This window comes from Halomonas colorata, from assembly GCF_014897985.1.
Lineage (GTDB): Bacteria > Pseudomonadota > Gammaproteobacteria > Pseudomonadales > Halomonadaceae > Vreelandella > Vreelandella colorata.
The window spans coordinates 1-19,303 of the sequence record NZ_JABUZA010000042.1 but is presented as its reverse complement, the minus strand read 5'-3'; the positions used below and the strand labels follow the sequence as shown (position 1 = coordinate 19,303).

16 protein-coding genes and 1 pseudogene are annotated in these 19,303 nt (G+C 51.8%); 9 read left to right on the top strand and 8 right to left on the bottom strand.

Translation table 11 applies throughout. From position 1 onward, the window contains the following. Nucleotides 1–131: 131 nt before the first annotated feature. Nucleotides 132–1,988 (top strand): RNA polymerase sigma factor RpoD, encoded by a 1,857-nt coding sequence (rpoD, locus tag INT33_RS17055; RefSeq protein ID WP_192536987.1) that lies wholly within the window; start codon nucleotides 132–134, stop codon nucleotides 1,986–1,988. 92 nt (nucleotides 1,989–2,080) lie between these two features. Here rpoD and INT33_RS17050 read toward each other — a convergent pair whose 3' ends face one another. The 3 genes from INT33_RS17050 to INT33_RS17040 all read right to left on the bottom strand — a co-directional run bounded on the left by INT33_RS17050 (nucleotide 2,081) and on the right by INT33_RS17040 (nucleotide 5,555). Beyond that, the gene (locus INT33_RS17050) at nucleotides 2,081–3,652 is read right to left on the bottom strand and encodes an AbgT family transporter (protein WP_192536988.1); all 1,572 of its coding nucleotides are present in this window, start codon (nucleotides 3,650–3,652) and stop codon (nucleotides 2,081–2,083) included. 187 nt (nucleotides 3,653–3,839) lie between these two features. After that, a complete protein-coding gene (locus tag INT33_RS17045) occupies nucleotides 3,840–4,484 on the bottom strand; it encodes a hypothetical protein (protein WP_192536989.1) in 645 nt (214 codons plus the stop codon). 174 nt (nucleotides 4,485–4,658) lie between these two features. Then, nucleotides 4,659–5,555: a LysR substrate-binding domain-containing protein gene (locus INT33_RS17040; RefSeq protein WP_192536990.1), complete on the bottom strand. Its 897-nt coding sequence runs from the start codon at nucleotides 5,553–5,555 to the stop codon at nucleotides 4,659–4,661. A 160-nt stretch (nucleotides 5,556–5,715) separates the two neighbouring features. Here INT33_RS17040 and INT33_RS17035 point away from each other — a divergent pair, with 160 nt between their 5' ends. The 3 genes from INT33_RS17035 (at nucleotide 5,716) to mtgA (ending at nucleotide 8,587) form a co-directional block, all read left to right on the top strand. After that, nucleotides 5,716–6,825, top strand: a complete 1,110-nt coding sequence (locus tag INT33_RS17035) for an S-(hydroxymethyl)glutathione dehydrogenase/class III alcohol dehydrogenase (RefSeq protein ID WP_192536991.1) — start codon at nucleotides 5,716–5,718, stop codon at nucleotides 6,823–6,825. 180 nt (nucleotides 6,826–7,005) lie between these two features. Continuing rightward, complete coding sequence (gene fghA / locus INT33_RS17030; protein WP_192536992.1) at nucleotides 7,006–7,860, top strand: S-formylglutathione hydrolase; 855 nt, start codon at nucleotides 7,006–7,008, stop codon at nucleotides 7,858–7,860. Nucleotides 7,861–7,870: 10 nt separating this feature from the next. Further along, complete coding sequence (gene mtgA, locus INT33_RS17025; RefSeq protein WP_192536993.1) at nucleotides 7,871–8,587, top strand: monofunctional biosynthetic peptidoglycan transglycosylase; 717 nt, start codon at nucleotides 7,871–7,873, stop codon at nucleotides 8,585–8,587. 1 nt (nucleotide 8,588) lies between these two features. Here mtgA and INT33_RS17020 read toward each other — a convergent pair. Beyond that, a pseudogene (locus INT33_RS17020) lies at nucleotides 8,589–9,498 on the bottom strand (DMT family transporter). A 173-nt stretch (nucleotides 9,499–9,671) separates the two neighbouring features. On the opposite strand from INT33_RS17020, the gene INT33_RS17015 reads away from it, so the two are divergent. The 3 genes from INT33_RS17015 (at nucleotide 9,672) to INT33_RS17005 (ending at nucleotide 12,957) form a co-directional block, all read left to right on the top strand. Further along, a complete protein-coding gene (locus INT33_RS17015) occupies nucleotides 9,672–10,064 on the top strand; it encodes a DUF4168 domain-containing protein (RefSeq protein ID WP_192536995.1) in 393 nt (130 codons plus the stop codon). A gap of 255 nt (nucleotides 10,065–10,319) precedes the next feature. Beyond that, on the top strand, nucleotides 10,320–12,230 hold the full coding sequence (locus tag INT33_RS17010) for a putative nucleotidyltransferase substrate binding domain-containing protein (RefSeq protein ID WP_192536996.1): 1,911 nt from the start codon (nucleotides 10,320–10,322) through the stop codon (nucleotides 12,228–12,230). 1 nt (nucleotide 12,231) lies between these two features. After that, a complete protein-coding gene (locus INT33_RS17005; protein WP_193092509.1) occupies nucleotides 12,232–12,957 on the top strand; it encodes a 3'-5' exonuclease in 726 nt (241 codons plus the stop codon). A 67-nt stretch (nucleotides 12,958–13,024) separates the two neighbouring features. Here INT33_RS17005 and INT33_RS17000 read toward each other — a convergent pair whose 3' ends face one another. The 4 genes from INT33_RS17000 to INT33_RS16985 all read right to left on the bottom strand — a co-directional run bounded on the left by INT33_RS17000 (nucleotide 13,025) and on the right by INT33_RS16985 (nucleotide 17,885). Next, nucleotides 13,025–14,668: a BCCT family transporter gene (locus INT33_RS17000; protein ID WP_192536998.1), complete on the bottom strand. Its 1,644-nt coding sequence runs from the start codon at nucleotides 14,666–14,668 to the stop codon at nucleotides 13,025–13,027. 177 nt (nucleotides 14,669–14,845) lie between these two features. Continuing rightward, a complete protein-coding gene (locus tag INT33_RS16995) occupies nucleotides 14,846–15,718 on the bottom strand; it encodes a glycine betaine ABC transporter substrate-binding protein (RefSeq protein ID WP_193092508.1) in 873 nt (290 codons plus the stop codon). A gap of 134 nt (nucleotides 15,719–15,852) precedes the next feature. Continuing rightward, the gene (locus INT33_RS16990) at nucleotides 15,853–16,683 is read right to left on the bottom strand and encodes an ABC transporter permease (RefSeq protein WP_192537000.1); all 831 of its coding nucleotides are present in this window, start codon (nucleotides 16,681–16,683) and stop codon (nucleotides 15,853–15,855) included. Beyond that, nucleotides 16,683–17,885: a quaternary amine ABC transporter ATP-binding protein gene (locus INT33_RS16985; protein WP_193092507.1), complete on the bottom strand. Its 1,203-nt coding sequence runs from the start codon at nucleotides 17,883–17,885 to the stop codon at nucleotides 16,683–16,685. Before INT33_RS16985 ends, INT33_RS16990 begins: the two co-directional genes overlap by 1 nt. Nucleotides 17,886–18,267: 382 nt before the next feature. Here INT33_RS16985 and INT33_RS16980 point away from each other — a divergent pair, with 382 nt between their 5' ends. Both INT33_RS16980 and INT33_RS16975 read left to right on the top strand, forming a co-directional pair. Beyond that, nucleotides 18,268–18,702, top strand: coding sequence for a hypothetical protein (locus INT33_RS16980; RefSeq protein ID WP_193092506.1), 435 nt, complete (start codon nucleotides 18,268–18,270; stop codon nucleotides 18,700–18,702). A 266-nt stretch (nucleotides 18,703–18,968) separates the two neighbouring features. Continuing rightward, nucleotides 18,969–19,184, top strand: a complete 216-nt coding sequence (locus INT33_RS16975) for a hypothetical protein (RefSeq protein ID WP_192537003.1) — start codon at nucleotides 18,969–18,971, stop codon at nucleotides 19,182–19,184. Nucleotides 19,185–19,303 lie beyond the last annotated feature (119 nt).

Genomic DNA, 19,303 nt, shown 5'->3' with positions numbered 1-19,303 from the left:
CACCTGAATGACCGCGCAAATACGTTTCGCTGGAAAAAATACAGCAATTTACGCTATACTGTTCGGCTTGTTGAGTTTAATCGATTCAGCGCTCTAGGTGTTTCATTCTTCTTCGTCGAGATAGGGTTTCTATGGCTGGAAATGCGCAGCAGCAGTCACGTCTGAAGGAGTTGATCGCGCGCGGCAAAGAGCAGGGTTACCTGACTTATGCCGAGGTCAACGACCATCTACCCGAGGATATCGCCGACCCGGATCAAGTGGAAGACATCATTGGCATGATCAACGACATGGGTATCCGTGTTGCTGAAGAAGCGCCTGATGAAGACACTTTGATGATGTCGGATCACTCCACGGATGAGTCCGCTGCGGAAGAGGCCGTTGCGGCACTCGCCGCCGTGGAAAGCGACGTGGGTCGCACCACAGACCCTGTACGCATGTATATGCGTGAAATGGGTACAGTAGAACTCTTGACCCGTGAAGGCGAAATCGAAATTGCCAAGCGGATCGAAGAGGGCACCCGTGAAGTGATGTCGGCGCTGGCCTACCTGCCAGGTGCCGTCGCCTCAATTCTGGATGCTTACGACGCCACTCAGGATGAGGAAGCTCCTGGTCGTTTGTCGGATCTCTTCTCAGGGTTTATCGACCCGGATGAAGGTATTCCCGGCGTTGCCGAAGCGGATGTGCCTGAACCTGAGGTAGACACCGACTTAAGCGACGACGAAGACGGTGACGACGATGGCGATGAGGATGACGAAGACTCCAACGCCAGCGAAGGTGGCCCGGACCCGGAAGAGGCGCGGGCACGCTTTGAGCAAATTCGTGAGCAAAACGCGTTAGCCCAGGCGGCGCTTGCTAAGCATGGGCGTGGTAGCGCTGAGCTAAAAGCCGAGCAGACACGTCTTGCTGAGCTTTTCTCGCCGATCAAGCTGGTGCCGAAACACTTTGAGCGCCTGGTAGGTCAGGTACGTATTAGTGTTGAGCAAGTGCGTGCCCAGGAAAAAGCGGTCATGCAGCTTTGCGTTAAAAAAGCCAAAGTGCCGCGCAAGACGTTTATCAAGTCGTTCCCGGGTAGCGAATCTAACCCCAAATGGTTGGATGCTTTCCAGGAAGCGCAGCCCAAGTACGCTGATCGTCTTGAGCCACTACGTTCTGATATCGCCCGTTCGCAGCGTAAAATCGCTTTCGAAGAAGACATGGTGCAGCTCACCGTGGCGGATTTGAAAGAGGTGAATCGCAAACTATCGATTGGTGAGGCGAAAGCACGTCGCGCCAAGAAAGAGATGGTTGAGGCTAACCTGCGTCTGGTTATCTCGATTGCCAAGAAGTACACCAACCGTGGGCTGCAGTTCCTGGATCTGATTCAGGAAGGCAATATCGGGTTGATGAAGGCCGTGGATAAGTTCGAATACCGTCGGGGTTATAAGTTCTCTACTTATGCTACCTGGTGGATTCGTCAGGCGATCACCCGCTCGATTGCGGATCAGGCGCGGACTATTCGTATTCCGGTGCACATGATCGAGACGATCAATAAGCTTAACCGCGTGTCGCGCCAGATGCTGCAAGAAATGGGCCGCGAGCCGACACCGGAAGAGCTGGGCGAACGTCTGGAAATGCCGGAAGACAAAGTACGCAAGGTGCTTAAAATTGCCAAAGAGCCGATCTCCATGGAGACGCCGATTGGTGATGATGACGACTCGCATCTGGGAGACTTTATCGAGGACGGCACGATGCTGCTGCCCATTGATATGGCCACCGGCGAAGGTCTTATCGAAGCGACTCGCAACGTACTTGGCGGCTTGACAGCGCGTGAAGCTAAAGTACTGCGCATGCGGTTCGGTATTGATATGAATACCGACCATACGCTGGAAGAAGTTGGCAAGCAGTTTGATGTAACCCGTGAACGGATTCGTCAGATTGAGGCCAAAGCCCTGCGTAAGCTTCGCCATCCGTCGCGTTCTGAGCCGCTGCGCTCGTTCCTGGATGAGTAGTGACGCGTGAGTGGTAAATAGTAAGTAGTGAGTCGTGGAAAGCAAAAGCCCGCCGTTCTTTGAACGGCGGGCTTTTTCGTGCAGTTGGCTTTTTATAGCGTGTAGTAGGTGGCGGCCCCCGGGCCGACCGGTAGCCCAAACACGAACACCCAGATGAAAAACAAAATGCTCCAGCCCACCAGCATGAACAAGGTATAGGGCAGCATCAGCGCGACCAGGGTGCCGATGCCCATGTCGTTGCGGTAGCGAGTGGCAACGGCCAGAATCAAGCCAAAGTAGCTCATCATCGGAGTGATCAGGTTGGTGACCGAGTCACCGATACGATAAGCGGCCTGGATAACTTCCGGGGCGTAGCCCATCAGCATCAGCATGGGTACAAAGATGGGCGCTGTCACTGCCCACTGGGCCGACGCGCTTCCGAGCGAAAGGTTAACGAAGGCGCACATAAGAATAAACAGGGCAAACAAGCCGGGGCCGCGTAAGCCAAGAGACTCAAGCAAGTCGGCGCCCGCAACGGCGGTGACGGTACCAAAGTTGCTCCAGTTAAACAGCGCCACAAACTGAGCGGCAAAGAAAACCAGCACGATATACAGTCCAAGGCTGCTCATGCTTTTGGCCATGGCGTTTACCACGTCACGATCATTATGCATCGTGCCTGCTAAGCGCCCGTAGGTGAAGCCCAGCAACGTGAAGGCAACCGCTACGATAACCACGATACCGCGTAAAAACGGTGATCCACTCACTAAGCCGGTTTCTGGGTTACGCAGAATACCGCCTTCGGGAACCACCATAACGGCGATGATGGAAGCCAGAACAAGGGCTGCTAAACCAGTGCCTTTTAAGGCACGCTTTTCGCCATCAGTTAGGCCTTCCATACGCTGCTGGTCAATGCTGCTATCGGCATAAGAGGCGTCAAATTTACCTAGCTTGGGTTCCACGATGCGCTCGGTGACCAAGCCACCGATTAAGGTCACAAAGAACGTGCTGGCAAACATGAAGAACCAGTTTGCTTCAGCGCCCACTATGTAGGTTGGGTCCAATAACCGCGCGGCCTCTTGGGTAATACCTGAAAGCAGAGGATCGACGGTGCCAATCAAAAGATTCGCGCTGTAGCCCCCGGATACCCCACAAAAAGCCGCAGCAAGACCCGCTAATGGATGGCGGCCCAGCGAATGAAAGATCATCGCCGCGAGAGGAATGAGCACAACGTAACCAAGCTCGGCCGCCATATTGGACATGATGCCCGCAAACACGACGGCGTAGGTAACGATGCGCGGCGAGCGGTTAAGCACTAGAGCGCGCATGCTGGCAGACAGTAGCCCTGAGTGTTCGGCCACGCCAACGCCCAGCATGGCGACCAACACGGTACCTAGTGGCGCAAAGCCTGTGAAGTTCGTCACCATCTCGGTCACTAAGCGACGTAAGCCTTCCGCGTTTAGCAGCGAGTTAACCGCGATCCATTCGCCCTCGTTGGCGGGGCGCGGATCAGCCACCGATACACCTAAAGCCCCGGCGATACCGCTGGCAACCACCACAAGCACACATAAAATGGCAAACAGAGTAACGGGATGCGGAAGCAGGTTGCCTAGCCATTCCACACTATCAAGAAAGCGGGTAAAGGCACCGCGCTTTAGATGTTCTTCGCTATTTTTGGAGTTTGTCATAAGTTTTATGTCGTCAGTGAGTGGTTTTTTAGTAAAAAACGCCCAAAGGGGCCTAGTGGCCGACACTACGTTGAAGCATCAGGCGGCGCAAACGGCTTTGCGTATAGCGGGATTTAAAAAATGAAACGCCGCCTGAATAGGCTTCAGGCGGCGTTTATCCACAGGCGGGATGAATTAGCGGGTTTTGCTAGACGCTATGCGCTTTGCGGATACGTAAGGCGAGAAGTAGAAGCTCGATAATGGCAAATAGAATCAGGCTATAGCCTAAAAGCTCTATCACCTCTTCAGCGACATCTTTAAAAATGCGCACGTAGTTGTCTTCAAGCACGGCACGCCAAAAAATCTGGCGTCCATAAAGGCGCGAGAAGATGTAGGTCGTCAGCACGCCGCCCGCAAACAGGCCGAACGAAAAGGTGTTGCTGTAGTGGGCAAACTCAGCGATAAAGCGTCGACGTTGATATACCACCCAGCCAATAGAGGGCAAAATGATTAATGCAACAAGGACCTTCCAGCTATTATCCGCCACAAACTCATCGAAAAAGTAATCCTGCTCGCGGATTAGCGAGGCTGCAACAAAGGCCAGCATAAGCAGAGTGACATTGGGCCATACCTTGAGCACCTGACGAATATAGATCAATAGCCCGCAGCAGCTGGCAAGCGTGAGCGTTTGGGAAAATTCAGTAAAACCCAGCTCGGTAAAGCGTACCGAAGGTAAATACACAGCTTCCAAATAAGCGCCTTGAGCTATGCCGCCAATAAACAGCACATAAAGAGTGGCCCGCAGTAGCGTAATGCGAAAATCAATAGGCCAGTTAGGTGGGGGAAGTTGCATACCTTATCCTTAAGGGTCGAGGGTCACGGTTTTACTGACAGAAACATTCAATTCTGCATGTTCATTATATCGTCACCTTTGTGTGCTCGCACACTACCCTTGTTAATAATCTTTCGACGAATGGACTATAGCGCTGCGCCATCAGCGATAAATGAGAAGTCAGCGCTAAAACCGTTAATTCGTTTGAGTGTTTGGCAACACCTGGGCAATATTGGCCACCAGGTAATCGACCAGCTGGCGAATTTTGGGGGAAAGATGCCGGTGTCGGGGGTAAACCGCCCAAACCGCCGTATCATAATGTTGAAAAGGTTCCAGCACTGCCACCAGCTCACCGCTTGCCAGATGGGGCGCCACGTAATAATCGGGCAGTTGGGCCAAACCTAATCCTTTAAGCGCTGCATCCAGCAGGGCGGGCCCAGAGTTACCGGTCCAGCAGCCTTCTACCCGTACTTCACGGCGCTGGCCGTTTACATCAAACAGCCAGCTTGGCCGTGAACCTACCAGACAGCGATGCTGGCTAAGCTCGGCCAGCGTATGCGGTGGCGGTGTTTGGCGAAAGTAGGCCTGCGAACCCACGACATATTCGCGCCGCTCGCACAGGCGTCGGGCAATTAAGCTAGAGTCCTTTAAAACCCCCATTCGAATAGCGATATCAAAGCCTTCCTCAATTAACTCAACCGGTCGATTAGTAAAATGCATATGCACGTCAAGCTCCGGGTGCAGGCATTGAAAGTTATTAACCAGCGGCGCTATGTAGCGTTCGCCAAACGTTGTTGCAGAAGTGAGCCTTAGCATGCCGCGCGGTTTGGCCTGTAGCTCACTAATGGCTTGTTCTGCATCTTTCAAGCCATCAAACAGGTGTTGGCAGTGCTCAATATATAATGCTCCAGCATCCGTTAAGCGGATCTGGCGCGTGGTACGGTATAAAAGTTGAATGCCCAGCTGGTTCTCAAGCTGGCTTACTAAACGGCTAATATGTGAAGTGGATACTTTAAGATGGCTGGCTGCGGCTGAGAATGTGCCCAGGCGAACCACTTCAATAAAAGCTTCGACGCGATCCCAACGCTGCATGGTTACCCTGTTGTCGGTAAATTGTTGCTCAGTGGCAATAATATTATGAGTATATCCCGCTTTTTCCCTAGCCCCTAGCTGTCTTACACTGGCAGTACCACGGCTATTTAGCTATTCGTTTAGGCGGCCTGGCGCCGTTGCTGTATTGAGGAGTCAACTGATGAAATCACGTGCTGCCGTTGCATTAGAAGCGGGTAAACCTCTAGAGCTGGTTGAAATTGATGTAGAGGGTCCGAAAGCGGGTGAAGTGCTGGTTAAAATGGCGGCTACCAGCGTTTGTCACACCGATGCGTACACGCTTTCAGGCGCTGACCCCGAAGGGCTCTTCCCCTCGGTGCTGGGTCACGAAGGCGCCGGTGTGGTTCAAGAAGTTGGCGAAGGAGTGACCAGTCTTAAGCCCGGTGACCACGTTATTCCGCTGTATACCGCTGAGTGTGGCAAATGTAAGTTCTGTCTTTCCGGCAAAACCAACCTGTGTGGCAGCGTACGCGCGACCCAGGGGAAAGGCGTCATGCCTGACGGCACCTCGCGCTTCTCGCTCGACGGAAAAATGCTCCATCATTATATGGGCACGTCGACATTCAGCGAATACACCGTTCTGCCGGAAGTCTCCCTGGCCGTGGTTTCCAAAGAAGCTCCGATGGATAAAATCTGCCTACTGGGTTGCGGCGTCACCACCGGTATCGGTGCGGTACTCAACACAGCGAAAGTAGAGCCAGGCGCCACTGTCGCTGTATTCGGTTTAGGTGCGATTGGTTTGGCGGTTATCCAGGGCGCAGTGATGGCTAAAGCTGGCCGTATTATTGCGATTGATGTCAACGCGGATAAATTTGAGTTGGCCAAGCAGTTTGGCGCGACCGACTTTGTAAACCCCAAGGATTACAGCGACTCAATTCAGCAAGTCATTGTCGATTTGACCGACGGCGGCGTGGATTACTCGTTTGAATGTATCGGTAACGTTAATGTCATGCGCTCAGCGCTCGAGTGCTGTCATAAAGGCTGGGGCGAATCGATCGTTATCGGCGTTGCCGGTGCGGGCGAAGAAATTTCCACACGTCCCTTCCAGTTAGTGACCGGACGCGTCTGGAAAGGCTCTGCATTTGGCGGCGTTAAGGGACGTAGCGAGCTCCCAGGTTATGTTGAACGTTATATGAACGGTGAAATCAATATTGATGATTTCATTACTCACGATATGCCGTTTGAGAAAATCAACGAAGCGTTTGAGCTGCTGCATGCCGGTAAGAGTATTCGTACCGTCCTGCATTTCTGAGTACTATCTTTTTATAGATCAGCGTTTATAGATTTGCGTTTATAAATTAGTACTTACAGATCAGCGCTGATTGAACATCGCGAATAGTACGTTATTGCTAATCGTATGTTTGTGCTAATCGTATGTTAAAGCGCGGCAGGCAGCTCTGCCGCGCTTCTCTTTTCGCAAGGAGCCTGCCCCATGAGCATGAGTGAAACCTTAGAACTGGTGTCTGCCAACCGTAGTTTTGGTGGCTGGCACAAGCGCTACCGCCACTACTCCCGGGCGCTGGATTGCGATATGGAGTTTGCGGTTTATCTACCGCCTCAAGCCGAGAGCGAACGGGTACCGCTTTTATGGTGGCTGTCCGGGCTTACCTGTAACGACGAAAATTTTATGCAGAAAGCCGGCGCGCAGCGGGTAGCCGCAGAGCTGGGTATTGCCATTGTTTGCCCTGATACCAGCCCGCGTGGCACGGATTTACCGGGTGAACACGATAGCTACGACTTGGGATCGGGGGCAGGGTTTTACGTTAATGCGACCCAGGCTCCCTGGAAGTCGAACTACCGGATGTACGATTATATTATCGAAGAGCTGCCGTCGGTGGTGCGCCAGCATTTTCCGGTTAACGGCCGCGAGTCGATTAGCGGCCATTCGATGGGCGGCCATGGCGCATTGATTCTTGCCTTGCGCCATCCGGGGCGTTTTAGCTCGGTCTCGGCTTTTTCACCGATCGTGAATCCGATGAACTGCCCCTGGGGGCAGAAAGCCTTTACCAGCTATCTGGGGGATGACCCGTCAAGCTGGCGCCAGTATGATGCCTGCGAACTGGTCGCCAACGGCGCATCGCGTCAGCGGCTATTTATCGACCAGGGCGAAGCGGATCAGTTTTTGGAAGAGCAGCTCAAGCCCGAGCGGTTAGAGGCGGTATGTGAAGAACATGATCATCCGCTAACGCTGCGCCGTCAGCCGGGTTACGACCATAGTTACTTCTTTATTGCCTCGTTCATTGAGGACCATCTGCGTTATCATGCGGAACATCTCATGAAGCGTTAAGGATACCGAAATGCTCAATCGCGCGCTGCGCCGCTTTCTTCGTCAGGTATGGCGTCTTGTGTGGCGCGGCGCGCTATTGTTTGCGCTTCTTTCTGTGGCGCTGGTTTTGCTATTTCGTGTTGTTCCACCGCCCGGCTCAATGGTAATGGTGGAGCGCAAAATACAAAGCTGGATCACTAGCGAACCGATTACGATACAACGCCAATGGCGTAGCTGGGACAACCTCTCCAGCAGTGCCAAACTTGCCGTTATTGCTGCGGAAGATCAGCGTTTTCCAGTACACCGTGGCTTTGATCTTGTTGAACTGCGGCGTGCCTGGCAGGCAAGCCAAGACGGCGGTCGCCTGCGTGGGGCGAGTACGCTGAGTCAGCAAACCGCCAAAAACGTTTTCCTATGGAGTGGGCGCAGTTGGACACGAAAAGGCCTAGAGGCCTGGTTTACCCTGCTGGTTGAAACGCTCTGGAGCAAGCAGCGCATTCTTGAGGTCTACCTTAACGTGGCTGAGTGGGATCGCGGGGTGTTTGGCTTGGAAGCCGCCTCACAACACTACTTCGGAGTGTCGGCAAGTGCGCTGTCTGAGCGTCAGGCCAGCCTTTTAGCCGCTATTTTGCCCAGTCCGCGAACCCGTAGCGCCTCGCGTCCAGATGCCCAGGTAGAGCGGCGCAGCCAGTGGATTCGTCAGCAAATGCGTAACCTGGGCGGCGTCGACTATTTAGAACGGATTTAGGTTAATCTGCCGGGGCGGTTTTTTTGGTGCTACGCACCACTATCAACACGCCCGCCAGTGCAATCACCATACCCGCTATGCCTATCAGAGGAAGTCGCTCATCAAACAGCCACCAGGCTTGAAGAGCGGTAACCGGAGGCACTAGGTAGAAAAGACTGGCGACGCGCGATGCTTCGCCTTTTTTGATTAATGCCATGAGCAGTAAAATGGCCGCAATTGATAACACCAGCACCAGCCAGCCCAGGGTAATAATAAACGCGCTGCTCCACTCAATCTGGCGCGTTTCAAATAACATTGCGCCGCCGCCCAGCAGCACGCTTGCTCCAATATATTGAATAATTGTCCCTGAAAGTAACGGCATATGGGTGCAGTAACGCTTTTGATAAAGTGTTCCCAGCGAGATGCCCAGTAGGGCCGCGAAGACACAAAGCAGCGCTTGACCGCCAAATCCTGCAAACAGGGCATCGCCTATCTCAAGCTTGCTGCCCAGCACCAGGCAGATACCGACCAAGCCAAGCACTAAGCCAAGCCATTGGCGTTTGGATAAATGCTCGCCCAATAAGGGCCCCGCACAGGCTGCCGTTAATAGCGGTTGCAGGCCAACAAGCAACGCGGCGAGCCCTGCGGGCATGCCCAGGTAAATGCCGTAAAACACGCCGCCTAAATAGATCCCATGTACCAATATGCCTGACAGCGCAATATGGCCCCATAACGCAAGCGGCGATGGCCACGGGATTCGCATAACAAGTACCAAGGGCACTAATAGCAATCAGAGTGAACGTAAAACGAATGGATAAAAAGCTGAACGGTTCGGCGTAAGGAAGACCAAATTTTGCGCCGATAAACCCAGTACTCCACAAAAGTACAAAAATACCTGGCATTGCTGCTCGGCCTGCCGAAAATCCGTCCATTTTTTTATCTCACTGATATTTATTAATAATTATAGTTCTTAGACAGCTAGTGTAAGCCGTAAAAATTAGCGTTATTGAATTTTTTACATTCTTTTACTTAAAAAATTTGAACCTGTTTTGAATCATCGCGTCACACTTCACACATTCACAACGCGTCAATGAGGTTTCTTTATATGCAACGTTTAACTGCTTTGTTCTCAGCTGCCCTGCTCGCCACTGGTTTAATGGCAACTACTGCCAATGCCCAGCAAACGCAGGATCCGGCTCAAGATCCAATGGCCACCCAACAAGCTGCACCGGCCCAGGATTTTTCTGACGAACAGCTGCAGCAGTTTGCCGATGCTTCCCAAGAAATCGCCGTGATCTCGCAAGAGTTCACACAGCGTCTGCAGGAAGCAGAAGATGAAGCTGCACAACAGGAAGTTCGTGAAGAGGCTAACGACCGCATGATTCAAGTGGTTGAAGACAGCGGCCTTGATGTCGATACCTTTAATGCTATCGGCCAGTCCATTCAGCAAGATCCGGAAATGATGCAACGTGTTCAAGAAATGGCAAGCGAGTCCTAATTTATTAGGTGCGCGGTTATCAAAACTTGGCTTATCAAGTCCAGGCTCACCAACAGGATTGCTAGCCCCGCCTATCGATACTGTCAGTTATCTTAGACCTGCGTAGTGGTTGAAAGATATCATGCAAATGGCGGATAACCGCTCGAAGCCCGGCACATTATGTGTCGGGCTTTTTATCGTCTGCAGGGTTTACGGTGGCAATGAACCCATCCAAACTCTACTAACTTGCTTACCGAGTTCATCTTAGGAGATCGCATGGACGTTGAGCTACTTGAAATACGCCAATTTATGGGCCAGTTTCCTCCCTTTGATGGGCTCTCTGACGAGCTGCTTGATGCTATTGCCGAGCGGGTAGAGGTCAGCTACTTTAAAACCGGCAGCTATATTCTGGTGGTCAACGATGCCATTAATGAATTGTGCTTTATAAGAAGCGGCGCCGTTGAAGTTTATCGTCGCAAGGGCGAGCTTTATAACCGGCTGGGGGAGGGCGATATTTTTGGTCACTTCAGCTTGCTGCGTAACCATAAAGTGCGCTTCCCGGCGCAGGCGATTGAAGACACGCTCATCTACTTTATTCCTAAGGATGTGTTTCAACGGCTATGCGAAGAGGACGATGACTTTGCGGATTTTGTAGAGCTAGAACGCCCACGTCTCGAAACGGCTGCCGAACAGCAAAAAAAATCCAATGACATGATGGTCACGCGAATTCGCAAGTTGGTGACCCGCTATCCGGTCATGGTCGAGGCGACCACCAGCCTTCAGCAGGCAGCCCAGCAGGTCAGCGACGCTCAGGCGTCAGCGGCGATTGTAATTAAGCAGTATGCCGGTAATCCACGTTACAGTTTTCAGGATAGCGAAGGCAAAACGTGGCATATGGTGGGGATTTTTACCGATAGCGACTTTAGAACGCGTGTCGTGGCGGAAGGGCTCTCTCCGCAAACGCCGATTGGCGATGTGGCTTCGCCACACCTGATTACTGTCCAGTCGGATGCCTCGGTATATGAGGCGATGCTCACCATGCTACGCAATAACGTGCACCATTTACCGGTGCTTTACCGCCAACGTCCTGTCGGGGTTGTGCACCTTTCCGATATTATCCGTTATGAAACGCATAGTGGACTTTACCTGGTCAGTAATATTTTTAACCAATCCAGCGTTCAAGGGCTCGCTCGCCTGGCACCAGACGTACGTGCGTCGTTTGTCAGGATGGTGCAGGAAGACGCTAATTCGCAAATGGTGGGTAGTGCGCTTTCAACCATAGGGCGCAGCTTTACCCGGCGCTTATTGGAACTTGCCGAGGCAGAGCTTGGTCCTCCGCCCGTGCCTTACAGCTTTATGGTCAATGGCTCCATGGCGCGCAATGAGCAGAGCATTGTAACTGACCAGGATAATGCGCTCATTTTATCGGATGACTTTGTACCCGAAGAGCATGACGCTTACTTTTATGCGCTCGCCAAGTTTGTCAGTGATGGGTTAAATGCCTGTGGCTATACCTACTGCAAGGGCGACATTATGGCTACCAATATACAGTGGCGTCAGCCGCTGAGCGTATGGAAAGACTATTTTGAAGACTGGATTTCCAATCCCACGCCTAAAAAGCTGCTGCAAAGTTCGATCTTTTTTGATTTAGACAGTACCTATGGAGAGGATCATTTTGTCGAAACCTTGCAGGATTTAATTGCGAGTCGCGCGGCGGAATCTCCGCTGTTTTTGGCGGCAATGGCGCGTAATGCGCTGGGCCGTACGCCACCGCTCGGGTTTTTTCGCACCTTTGTGATGGAAAAAGATGGCAAGCATAATAACTCGATTAACTTGAAGCGGCGGGGCACCGCGCCGATGGTGGACTTGGTTCGCATTCATGCCTTGGCCAGCGGTTCGAAAGCTCAAAATACGTTTCAGCGCTTAAATGACATCAATCATACGCAACTGTTGGCAACCGGGGTCAGCGATAAGTTGAGCTATGCGTTTGAATTTATGTGCATGTCACGTTTACGTCATCAAATGATTGATATTCAGGAAGATCGCACACCGGATAATAATATCGAGCCTGAAAACGTAGATGATAGCGAACGGCATACGCTAAAAGACGCTTTTCAGGTGCTAAGCAACGCTCAGAAGTTTTTGAAATTCCGCTATCCTATGCCTGCACAGCGGCAGAGGACGTAATATGCGAGGTATTCGTCCACGTCAAAAAGTGACCCAGGCCGACTGGGCCGGTTATATGGCGCAGCGCGCGGGCAGTGCAAAAGACGCTGACATCAAGCGATTTTTCTCAACGCCTCTGCCTGAGCCCGATACGCCCATCGCCGACGTGCCCATGGTGGCGCTGGATGTAGAAACCACCGGTTTGGATGAGCGCCGCCATGCGATTGTAAGTATTGGAGTGGTGCCGTTTACGCTTAATCGTATAAAGCTTGCGGAGCGGCGTTACTGGGTCGTTAATCCATCTCGTCCGCTGGCAGAAACCTCCATTACCTTTCACCATATTACCCACTCTGAAGTCGCTGAAGCACCCGACCTGGATGCCGTTCTCAATGAGTTACTGGAAATGCTGGCAGGCCATTTGGTCGTCGTCCACTTTCGCAATATCGAGCGACCTTTTCTAGACGCCGCTATAAAAGCTCGGCGTGGGGAGGGGGTGATGTTTCCGATGATTGATACGATGTCACTTGAAGCAAGAATGCATCGTCAAACACTATGGGCGCGATTTCGACGCTGGGTGGGGCGACCGCCTGTTTCAATACGCTTAAACGCGAGCCGTGAGCGCTATGGTTTACCCAGCTATCAGGGGCATCATGCCCTGACTGATGCGCTAGCGACGGCAGAGCTACTGCAGGCGCAGATTGCAACCCATTACCGGCCAGATACGCCCCTGAAGGATATATGGTGTTAATACCTCACTAGCCAACGCAAAACGGGCAGCCTAAAGGCTGCCCGTTTTAGTCGTACGCGTAGATATATCACACCGCTTTGGGTTCGCTCATCAACCCTTTGATGATCGCGTAGCACGCCACCAGCAAGATAATGGTGAACGGGAACCCGGTGGAAACCGCCATGGTTTGCAGGGCCGTGAGTCCGCCACCCAGCAGCAATGCAATGGCAATGGCGCCTTCGATAATTGCCCAGAACACGCGCTGTGGGGTTGGAGCATCCACTTTGCCGCCCGCCGTGATCGAGTCAATAACGAGAGAGCCTGAGTCGGATGAGGTCACAAAGAACACAATTACCAACAGGATTGCGATGAAGGAAGTGATTTGTGACAGCGGTAACTGCTCCAGCATGATGAACAGCTGCAGGTCAACGCCCGCGTCACGTACTGCGCTAATGCCTTGGCTCACATATTGATCGATTGCCGTGCCGCCAAACGTGGTCATCCAAAGTACCGATACCACTGACGGTATGATAAGTACGGAAATCAAAAACTCTCGAACCGTGCGACCACGTGATACGCGGGCGATAAACATACCAACGTACGGTGACCAGGAAATCCACCAGGCCCAGTAGAAGGCTGTCCAACCTTGGCTAAAGTTGGCATCTTCACGGCCAAAAGGATTTGAGAGCGCAGTGAAATTAGCCGCATAGCTCCATAGATTTTCAAAGAAGCCCGTTGCAATGAACAGGGTCGGGCCTACAGCAATCACAAAGAACAGCAACAGCGCCGCCATGGCGATGTTGATTTTGGAGAGCAGCTGCACGCCCTTATCGACGCCGGCCACGATGGAGGCGATAGCCACTAACGTAATACCGACAATCAACAGGATCATTGTGATGTCGCCTTCCGGCGCACCAAACAGATAGGTTAGACCCGCGGCCGCTTGGCTAGCACCAAGCCCCAAGGAGGTGGCCAAGCCAAAGAGTGAAGCAAATACCGCTAGAATATCAATTACGTGGCCTGGCCACCCCCAAACGCGCTCGCCCAAAATGGGGTAGAACACCGAGCGCATGGAAAGTGGCAAACCCTTATTAAAAGAGAACAGAGCCAGCGAAAGCGCCACGATTGCGTAAATCGCCCAAGGATGAAGGCCCCAGTGGTAAATCGTTGCTGCCATGGCAAGCGACGTCGCAGCTGCAGCATCACCCTCAGCGCCTCCTAACGGTGCCCAGTTGCCACCGTCGAGCGAGGTCCCGAAGTGAGTTAGTGGCTCATTCACACCAAAGAACATCAAGCCAATGCCCATACCCGCAGCAAACAGCATTGAGAACCAACCCATATAGGTATAGTCGGGTTTTGCGTCGGCTCCCCCCAGACGTATTTTACCCAATGGGGAGAAAATCAAACCAATACATAGAATAACGAATATGTTAGCCGCCGCGATAAAGAACCACGATAGGTTGCCGGTCAAGAAGCTGAAAATGGCATCATATATCGGCGAGATAGTGTCTTGCAGCGCCAGTGTTAACACCACGAAGAGCAGCACTATCGCCGCTGAGATACTGAACACCTTGCCATGTAGGTCAAGGTCAAAGCCCATTTTATTGGTCGTGATATTATCCTGACCAATCACGTAATCGGTATCGATCAGGTTTGCCGCCCCTTCGGGGGCAGGTATGCCCTCTGAGACTTGTGGCTCCTCTGGGGAGCGATTGGGCTCTTTTTTATCCACGAGTGCCTCTCCGTTTTGATTAGAAAACACGCGCGTATGCGTCGTGTAGCTTTGCTTAACTATATATTAACAAACGTTGTATTGCTGTTTTACTGGGCTTGTTTTTCGTAGAACTTTTCCTAGAACAAGCGTGCCGGTCACAGCACCTGCTGGGACCGGCACACGCTAGAAGAGCGGTTAGCTATCTAGCCACTGCTCCACGACATTCTGATTATCTTCTACCCATTGCTTGGCATTTTCGTATGGGTCGCTGCCATCTTCCTGATTCATAAGCATGACTTCGCCCATTTGTTCCGGGGTCCATTCAAAGGCATCAAGAATTGCGTAAGCTTCCGGCATATCCTCTGCTAGGCCATTGCGCACAATAGTGTGGATCTGTTCCGCACCGCCAAACACGTTTTCAGGATCTTCAAGGTACTTAAGATCCCAACGCGCGAACATCCAGTGCGGTGTCCAACTGGTGATTACAATGTCTTCTTCGTTATTAATGGCATTGCTAAGTGCGGCCACCATGGTGGCGTCACTGCCGCTACGTAAACGAAGATCAAGATCATAGGTATTTACGACTTCTTCGGTCAGCCCCATCAAGCCTGCACCGGGATCGATACCGATAATCTCGCTGTTAAATATATCTGCATTGTCATTTAGCTCAGCGATCGAATCGACCTCTGTATAGGAGGGGACGACAAGGCCAAGCTTTGTGCCGTCAAGGTTGGCGCCTAAATCCTCAACCTTATCGCCAATACGCTCCATGTATTCAGCATGGGTCGTGGGCAGCCAAGCCGCCACAATGGCATCGGCATCGCTGGTGGAAAGTGCTTGGAACATGGCTGCCGCTGAGAGCGAGGTTAGCTCCACGTTATAGCCTGCCTGTTCAAGCACGGCGGCTATTACGTTAGTGGAGGCTACTTCTGACGACCATTCTACATAGGCAAGATTAATCGTTTCCTGATCTTGCGCCTGGGCAACGCCACCGATGGTCAGTCCAGTACCGGCAATCAGCATTGCCGAGGCTAGGCGGATACGACGATTCAACATTTGGGTTCTCATTCACTTGCTCCCTTTTATAGTAAGTGCCTTTGCAAAAGGCGGTTTCAGCATGGTCGTGAAAATCTAGCTAATCAAGTTATCTGTGTTAACGCATCCTTCAGCCAATCTGCATCGCGGGCTATGGGTTGTCTAGGTTACTTAGACGATCTGCGTAGTGACTGAGTTAAACGATCTAGCAGCATGGCCAGAATAACGACGGCAATACCTGCTTCAAAACCATCGCCTGGGCGCAGTCGCTGAATGGCGCGCCATACTTCGCTACCCAAGCCGTCCGCCCCGATCATCGCTGCAATAACCACCATGGAAAGCGCCAGCATAATCGTCTGGTTGATGCCTGCCATCACGGTGGGTAGCGAGAGCGGCAGCTGCACTTTAAAGAGCTTTTGGCTGCGGGTGGCGCCATACGCATCGGCGGCTTCAATAAGCTCGACAGGCACCTGGCGGATCCCGAGGGTTGTAAAGCGGATGGCCGGCGGCATGGAAAATATGACCGTGGCAAAAATCGCCGAGACAGAACCGATTCCGAAAAAGGGAATCGCCGGGATCAGGTAAACAAACGCAGGCATTGTCTGCATAAAATCAAGCAGCGGCATGATCACCCGATAAAGCCGCTCTGACAAGGCCGCCGCAATACCGACCGGCATCGCAATGACGACGGCAACGAGGGTTGCGATCACCACCAGCGTCAGGGTTTCGATCATGGGGTTCCAGAGCCCCAGGTTCCAGATCAGCGCGAGACCTGCGGCGGCACCAATGGCTAAACGAGGGCCGGCGAGCTTCCAGCAAATCAGGGCGATAATCGCCAGTAACGCCCACTCGGGCAGCCACATTAAACCGTCGTTAAGACTGTTGATGCCGGTTTGTGTAAAGCGTGAAATACCGCGGGTAACCACGGAGTATTCGCTTGTCAGCCAGGTCAGGCCGCCTTCAATCCAACTGCCCAGCGGGATACGAGGAATGTCCATTACTGCTCTCCTGCTCGTGCCAATTCATCCAATACCGCACCTTTCACCACAACGCCTAGCAAGCGTTGTTCTTCATCTACCACGGCGATCGGGAAGCTTTTTTCACTAAACATGGCAAACAGATTCTGCAGCGGCTCCTCGGGGGAGACTTTGCGGAAGTCTTGAGTCAGGTGGCCGGTGATTTTCTCAGCCCCTTCTTTAATCGCGACATTGGCGGCGTCGGCTTCAAGCAAGCCAAGCAAACGGCGGTCTCGATCAGCGACATAGATAGAGTCGATGGCGTGTTCGCGCATGCGGTGTAGCGCTGTGCGTGGGCCGTCGCTCTCGCGTGCAGTGGTGCGCAGCGGGCGCATGGCACTTGCCGCGGTTAAAATTCGTGCGCGGTCGACTCCTTCAATAAAGCGGCGCACATAGTCGTTGGCAGGTTGTGTCAGGATTTCTTCAGGGGTTCCTATCTGAACCACTTCACCGTCTTTAAGCAGTACGATCCGGTCGCCAATATTGAGCGCTTCATCTAAATCATGGGTGATAAAAACCGTCGTTTTCTGCATTTTGGTTTGGAGCTGCAAAAGCTCTTGCTGCATATCTTTGCGGATCAATGGGTCAAGGGCTGAAAACGCCTCATCCATCAACAGCACGCTGGCATCATTCGCTAGTGCACGTGCCAGGCCGACACGCTGCTGCATACCGCCCGATAATTGGTTGGGGTAGGCATTTTCCCAGCCTTCCAGGCCCACTTGTTTAAGCGCACTATGGGCGATTTTTTGGCGTTCAGTCTTATCAATACCGCGGATTTCCAGTCCAAACTCCGCATTCTGGCGAACGGTCCGGTGAGGAAAAAGCGCAAAATTCTGAAAGACCATGGAAAAATGACGACGACGGCACTCTAGTAAGGCCTTTTCTCCCAATGTTGGGATGTTTTCGCCATCAATAACTATTTCACCTTCCGTCGTATCAATCAGGCGGTTAAGGCAGCGAATCAAGGTCGATTTTCCAGAGCCTGACAGGCCCATGATGACGAGTAGCTCGCCCTCATAAACATCAAAAGATATGTTGGAAAGGCCTAATGTCTGGCCGGTTTTTTCCAAAATGTCAGAGCGTTTAAGGCCTTGATCGCGTAGCTCTAAGGCTTTATTAGGTTGTTTACCAAATACCTTGCTTAGACCGCGTACTTTAATTTTGACAGGACGTTGTTCATCCATCGTGATCCCTTTTATTGGTATGAGGCGCTTTGTCTTGGTGCTCTCGTTCAAGGCAGCTTGTTCCTCACATAAAGCAGCTACACAAAGCAGTTATAAGAAAAAAAGAGAATATATTTAGTTATTTATTAAAAATTATTATACATAAATGGGGTGATTGTGTCACAACGCCCCTTTCAACGCGGCTATAAATTGCCACATGTGCCATTTTGTACCCAGTCACACTCTTGCTTTAAGAGAAAGATATTTTTTATAAGTTACTGATATTTTGTGTTTTTTTTATTTAATTATATAGTTGGCCTGCTAGGTGCAATACTTAGGTAGAAGCAAAGCAGAGCAAAATAGAAGGCGATGTTTTGCACAAGTATTAATGGAGGCAGATTCTATGGATAGCCCAGTCAAAGTAAAAATGAAACGTCCGCACATTATGACATTGTGCATGGCAGCCACGGCGGCAAGTGTTCTACTCCTGGCTGGTTGTGGTGACAATGAAGAAGAGATGCCTCCGGCTCAGCAGCCTGAATCTATGGAGCAAGGCGCTCTTGCCCCTGAGCAGGATGCAGCCGTTACTCAAGAGCCCACTGAGTCTTCTCCTATTGAGCAGTCATCAGACGAGGCAAGTTCAGACTCAGCAATGTCTGGCACAGCTACATCAGGTTCGGCAATGGATGAGGAGCCGGTTGTGCCTCAAGAATCCATGCAACCAGAAGATGAAGCGCGTACACAAGACGTGCAAGAGGATCCTGGTTTTGGTGAAGGTACTGACCCCATGCCCGGTGCTAATGAAGAAAACGACGATGAGTTAACCAATAGTCAGTAAGTAGTAAGTGTAATGAGTTAGTAAGTAGTTACCGTTCCCTACGATGATAAGCCGCTTCAGCTGTTCGTTCCCTGCGGCTGCTCCACACGGTTTATCATCCTTCCCCCCGCGCCCGCGGGGGTTTTTTTATCTTTGATTTAATGCTCGTTTAATATCGGCGATAGGCTTGCATCGTCGATAGGCTTGGCTATGTTGATAGGGCGAGTATGGGTTTTGGTTTGTATCCTCAGGACTTATATCCACTGTGATATGCAAAGGAGAGCGACATGGTGACAATGAATAAACGTAGTAGGGATAAGCACCGCATAAAAGCGCTGCTATTAGCGGCTATTGTTGCGTTAAGCACGCTGGGATTGGCTGGTTGTGGCGCTGATGATCCCCCTAATGAAAATGCCCAGCCCGAGCCTGAAGAGCCGCTAAACCAGGGGCCAATGGCCAACGATGATGCAAACGGTTTACCACCTACTGAAGATGGCACCTGATCCATTAACCTGGTCCATTAAGATAAAGGCCAAATTAGCGGTGGTGAGTTCAACCGGTCAACGCAAATATGCTTTGCAGCTTCTCCACAGGTGTCAGGTAGTCGAGCGTTTTCCTCGGT

Coding starts and splice junctions, on each gene's coding strand:
- rpoD (WP_192536987.1), top strand. CDS start 132: ATGGCTGGAAATGCGCAGCAGCAGTCACGTCTGAAGGAGTTGATCGCG.
- INT33_RS17050 (WP_192536988.1), bottom strand. CDS start 3,652: ATGACAAACTCCAAAAATAGCGAAGAACATCTAAAGCGCGGTGCCTTT.
- INT33_RS17045 (WP_192536989.1), bottom strand. CDS start 4,484: ATGCAACTTCCCCCACCTAACTGGCCTATTGATTTTCGCATTACGCTA.
- INT33_RS17040 (WP_192536990.1), bottom strand. CDS start 5,555: ATGCAGCGTTGGGATCGCGTCGAAGCTTTTATTGAAGTGGTTCGCCTG.
- INT33_RS17035 (WP_192536991.1), top strand. CDS start 5,716: ATGAAATCACGTGCTGCCGTTGCATTAGAAGCGGGTAAACCTCTAGAG.
- fghA (WP_192536992.1), top strand. CDS start 7,006: ATGAGCATGAGTGAAACCTTAGAACTGGTGTCTGCCAACCGTAGTTTT.
- mtgA (WP_192536993.1), top strand. CDS start 7,871: ATGCTCAATCGCGCGCTGCGCCGCTTTCTTCGTCAGGTATGGCGTCTT.
- INT33_RS17015 (WP_192536995.1), top strand. CDS start 9,672: ATGCAACGTTTAACTGCTTTGTTCTCAGCTGCCCTGCTCGCCACTGGT.
- INT33_RS17010 (WP_192536996.1), top strand. CDS start 10,320: ATGGACGTTGAGCTACTTGAAATACGCCAATTTATGGGCCAGTTTCCT.
- INT33_RS17005 (WP_193092509.1), top strand. CDS start 12,232: ATGCGAGGTATTCGTCCACGTCAAAAAGTGACCCAGGCCGACTGGGCC.
- INT33_RS16995 (WP_193092508.1), bottom strand. CDS start 15,718: ATGAGAACCCAAATGTTGAATCGTCGTATCCGCCTAGCCTCGGCAATG.
- INT33_RS16990 (WP_192537000.1), bottom strand. CDS start 16,683: ATGGACATTCCTCGTATCCCGCTGGGCAGTTGGATTGAAGGCGGCCTG.
- INT33_RS16985 (WP_193092507.1), bottom strand. CDS start 17,885: ATGGATGAACAACGTCCTGTCAAAATTAAAGTACGCGGTCTAAGCAAG.
- INT33_RS16980 (WP_193092506.1), top strand. CDS start 18,268: ATGGATAGCCCAGTCAAAGTAAAAATGAAACGTCCGCACATTATGACA.
- INT33_RS16975 (WP_192537003.1), top strand. CDS start 18,969: ATGGTGACAATGAATAAACGTAGTAGGGATAAGCACCGCATAAAAGCG.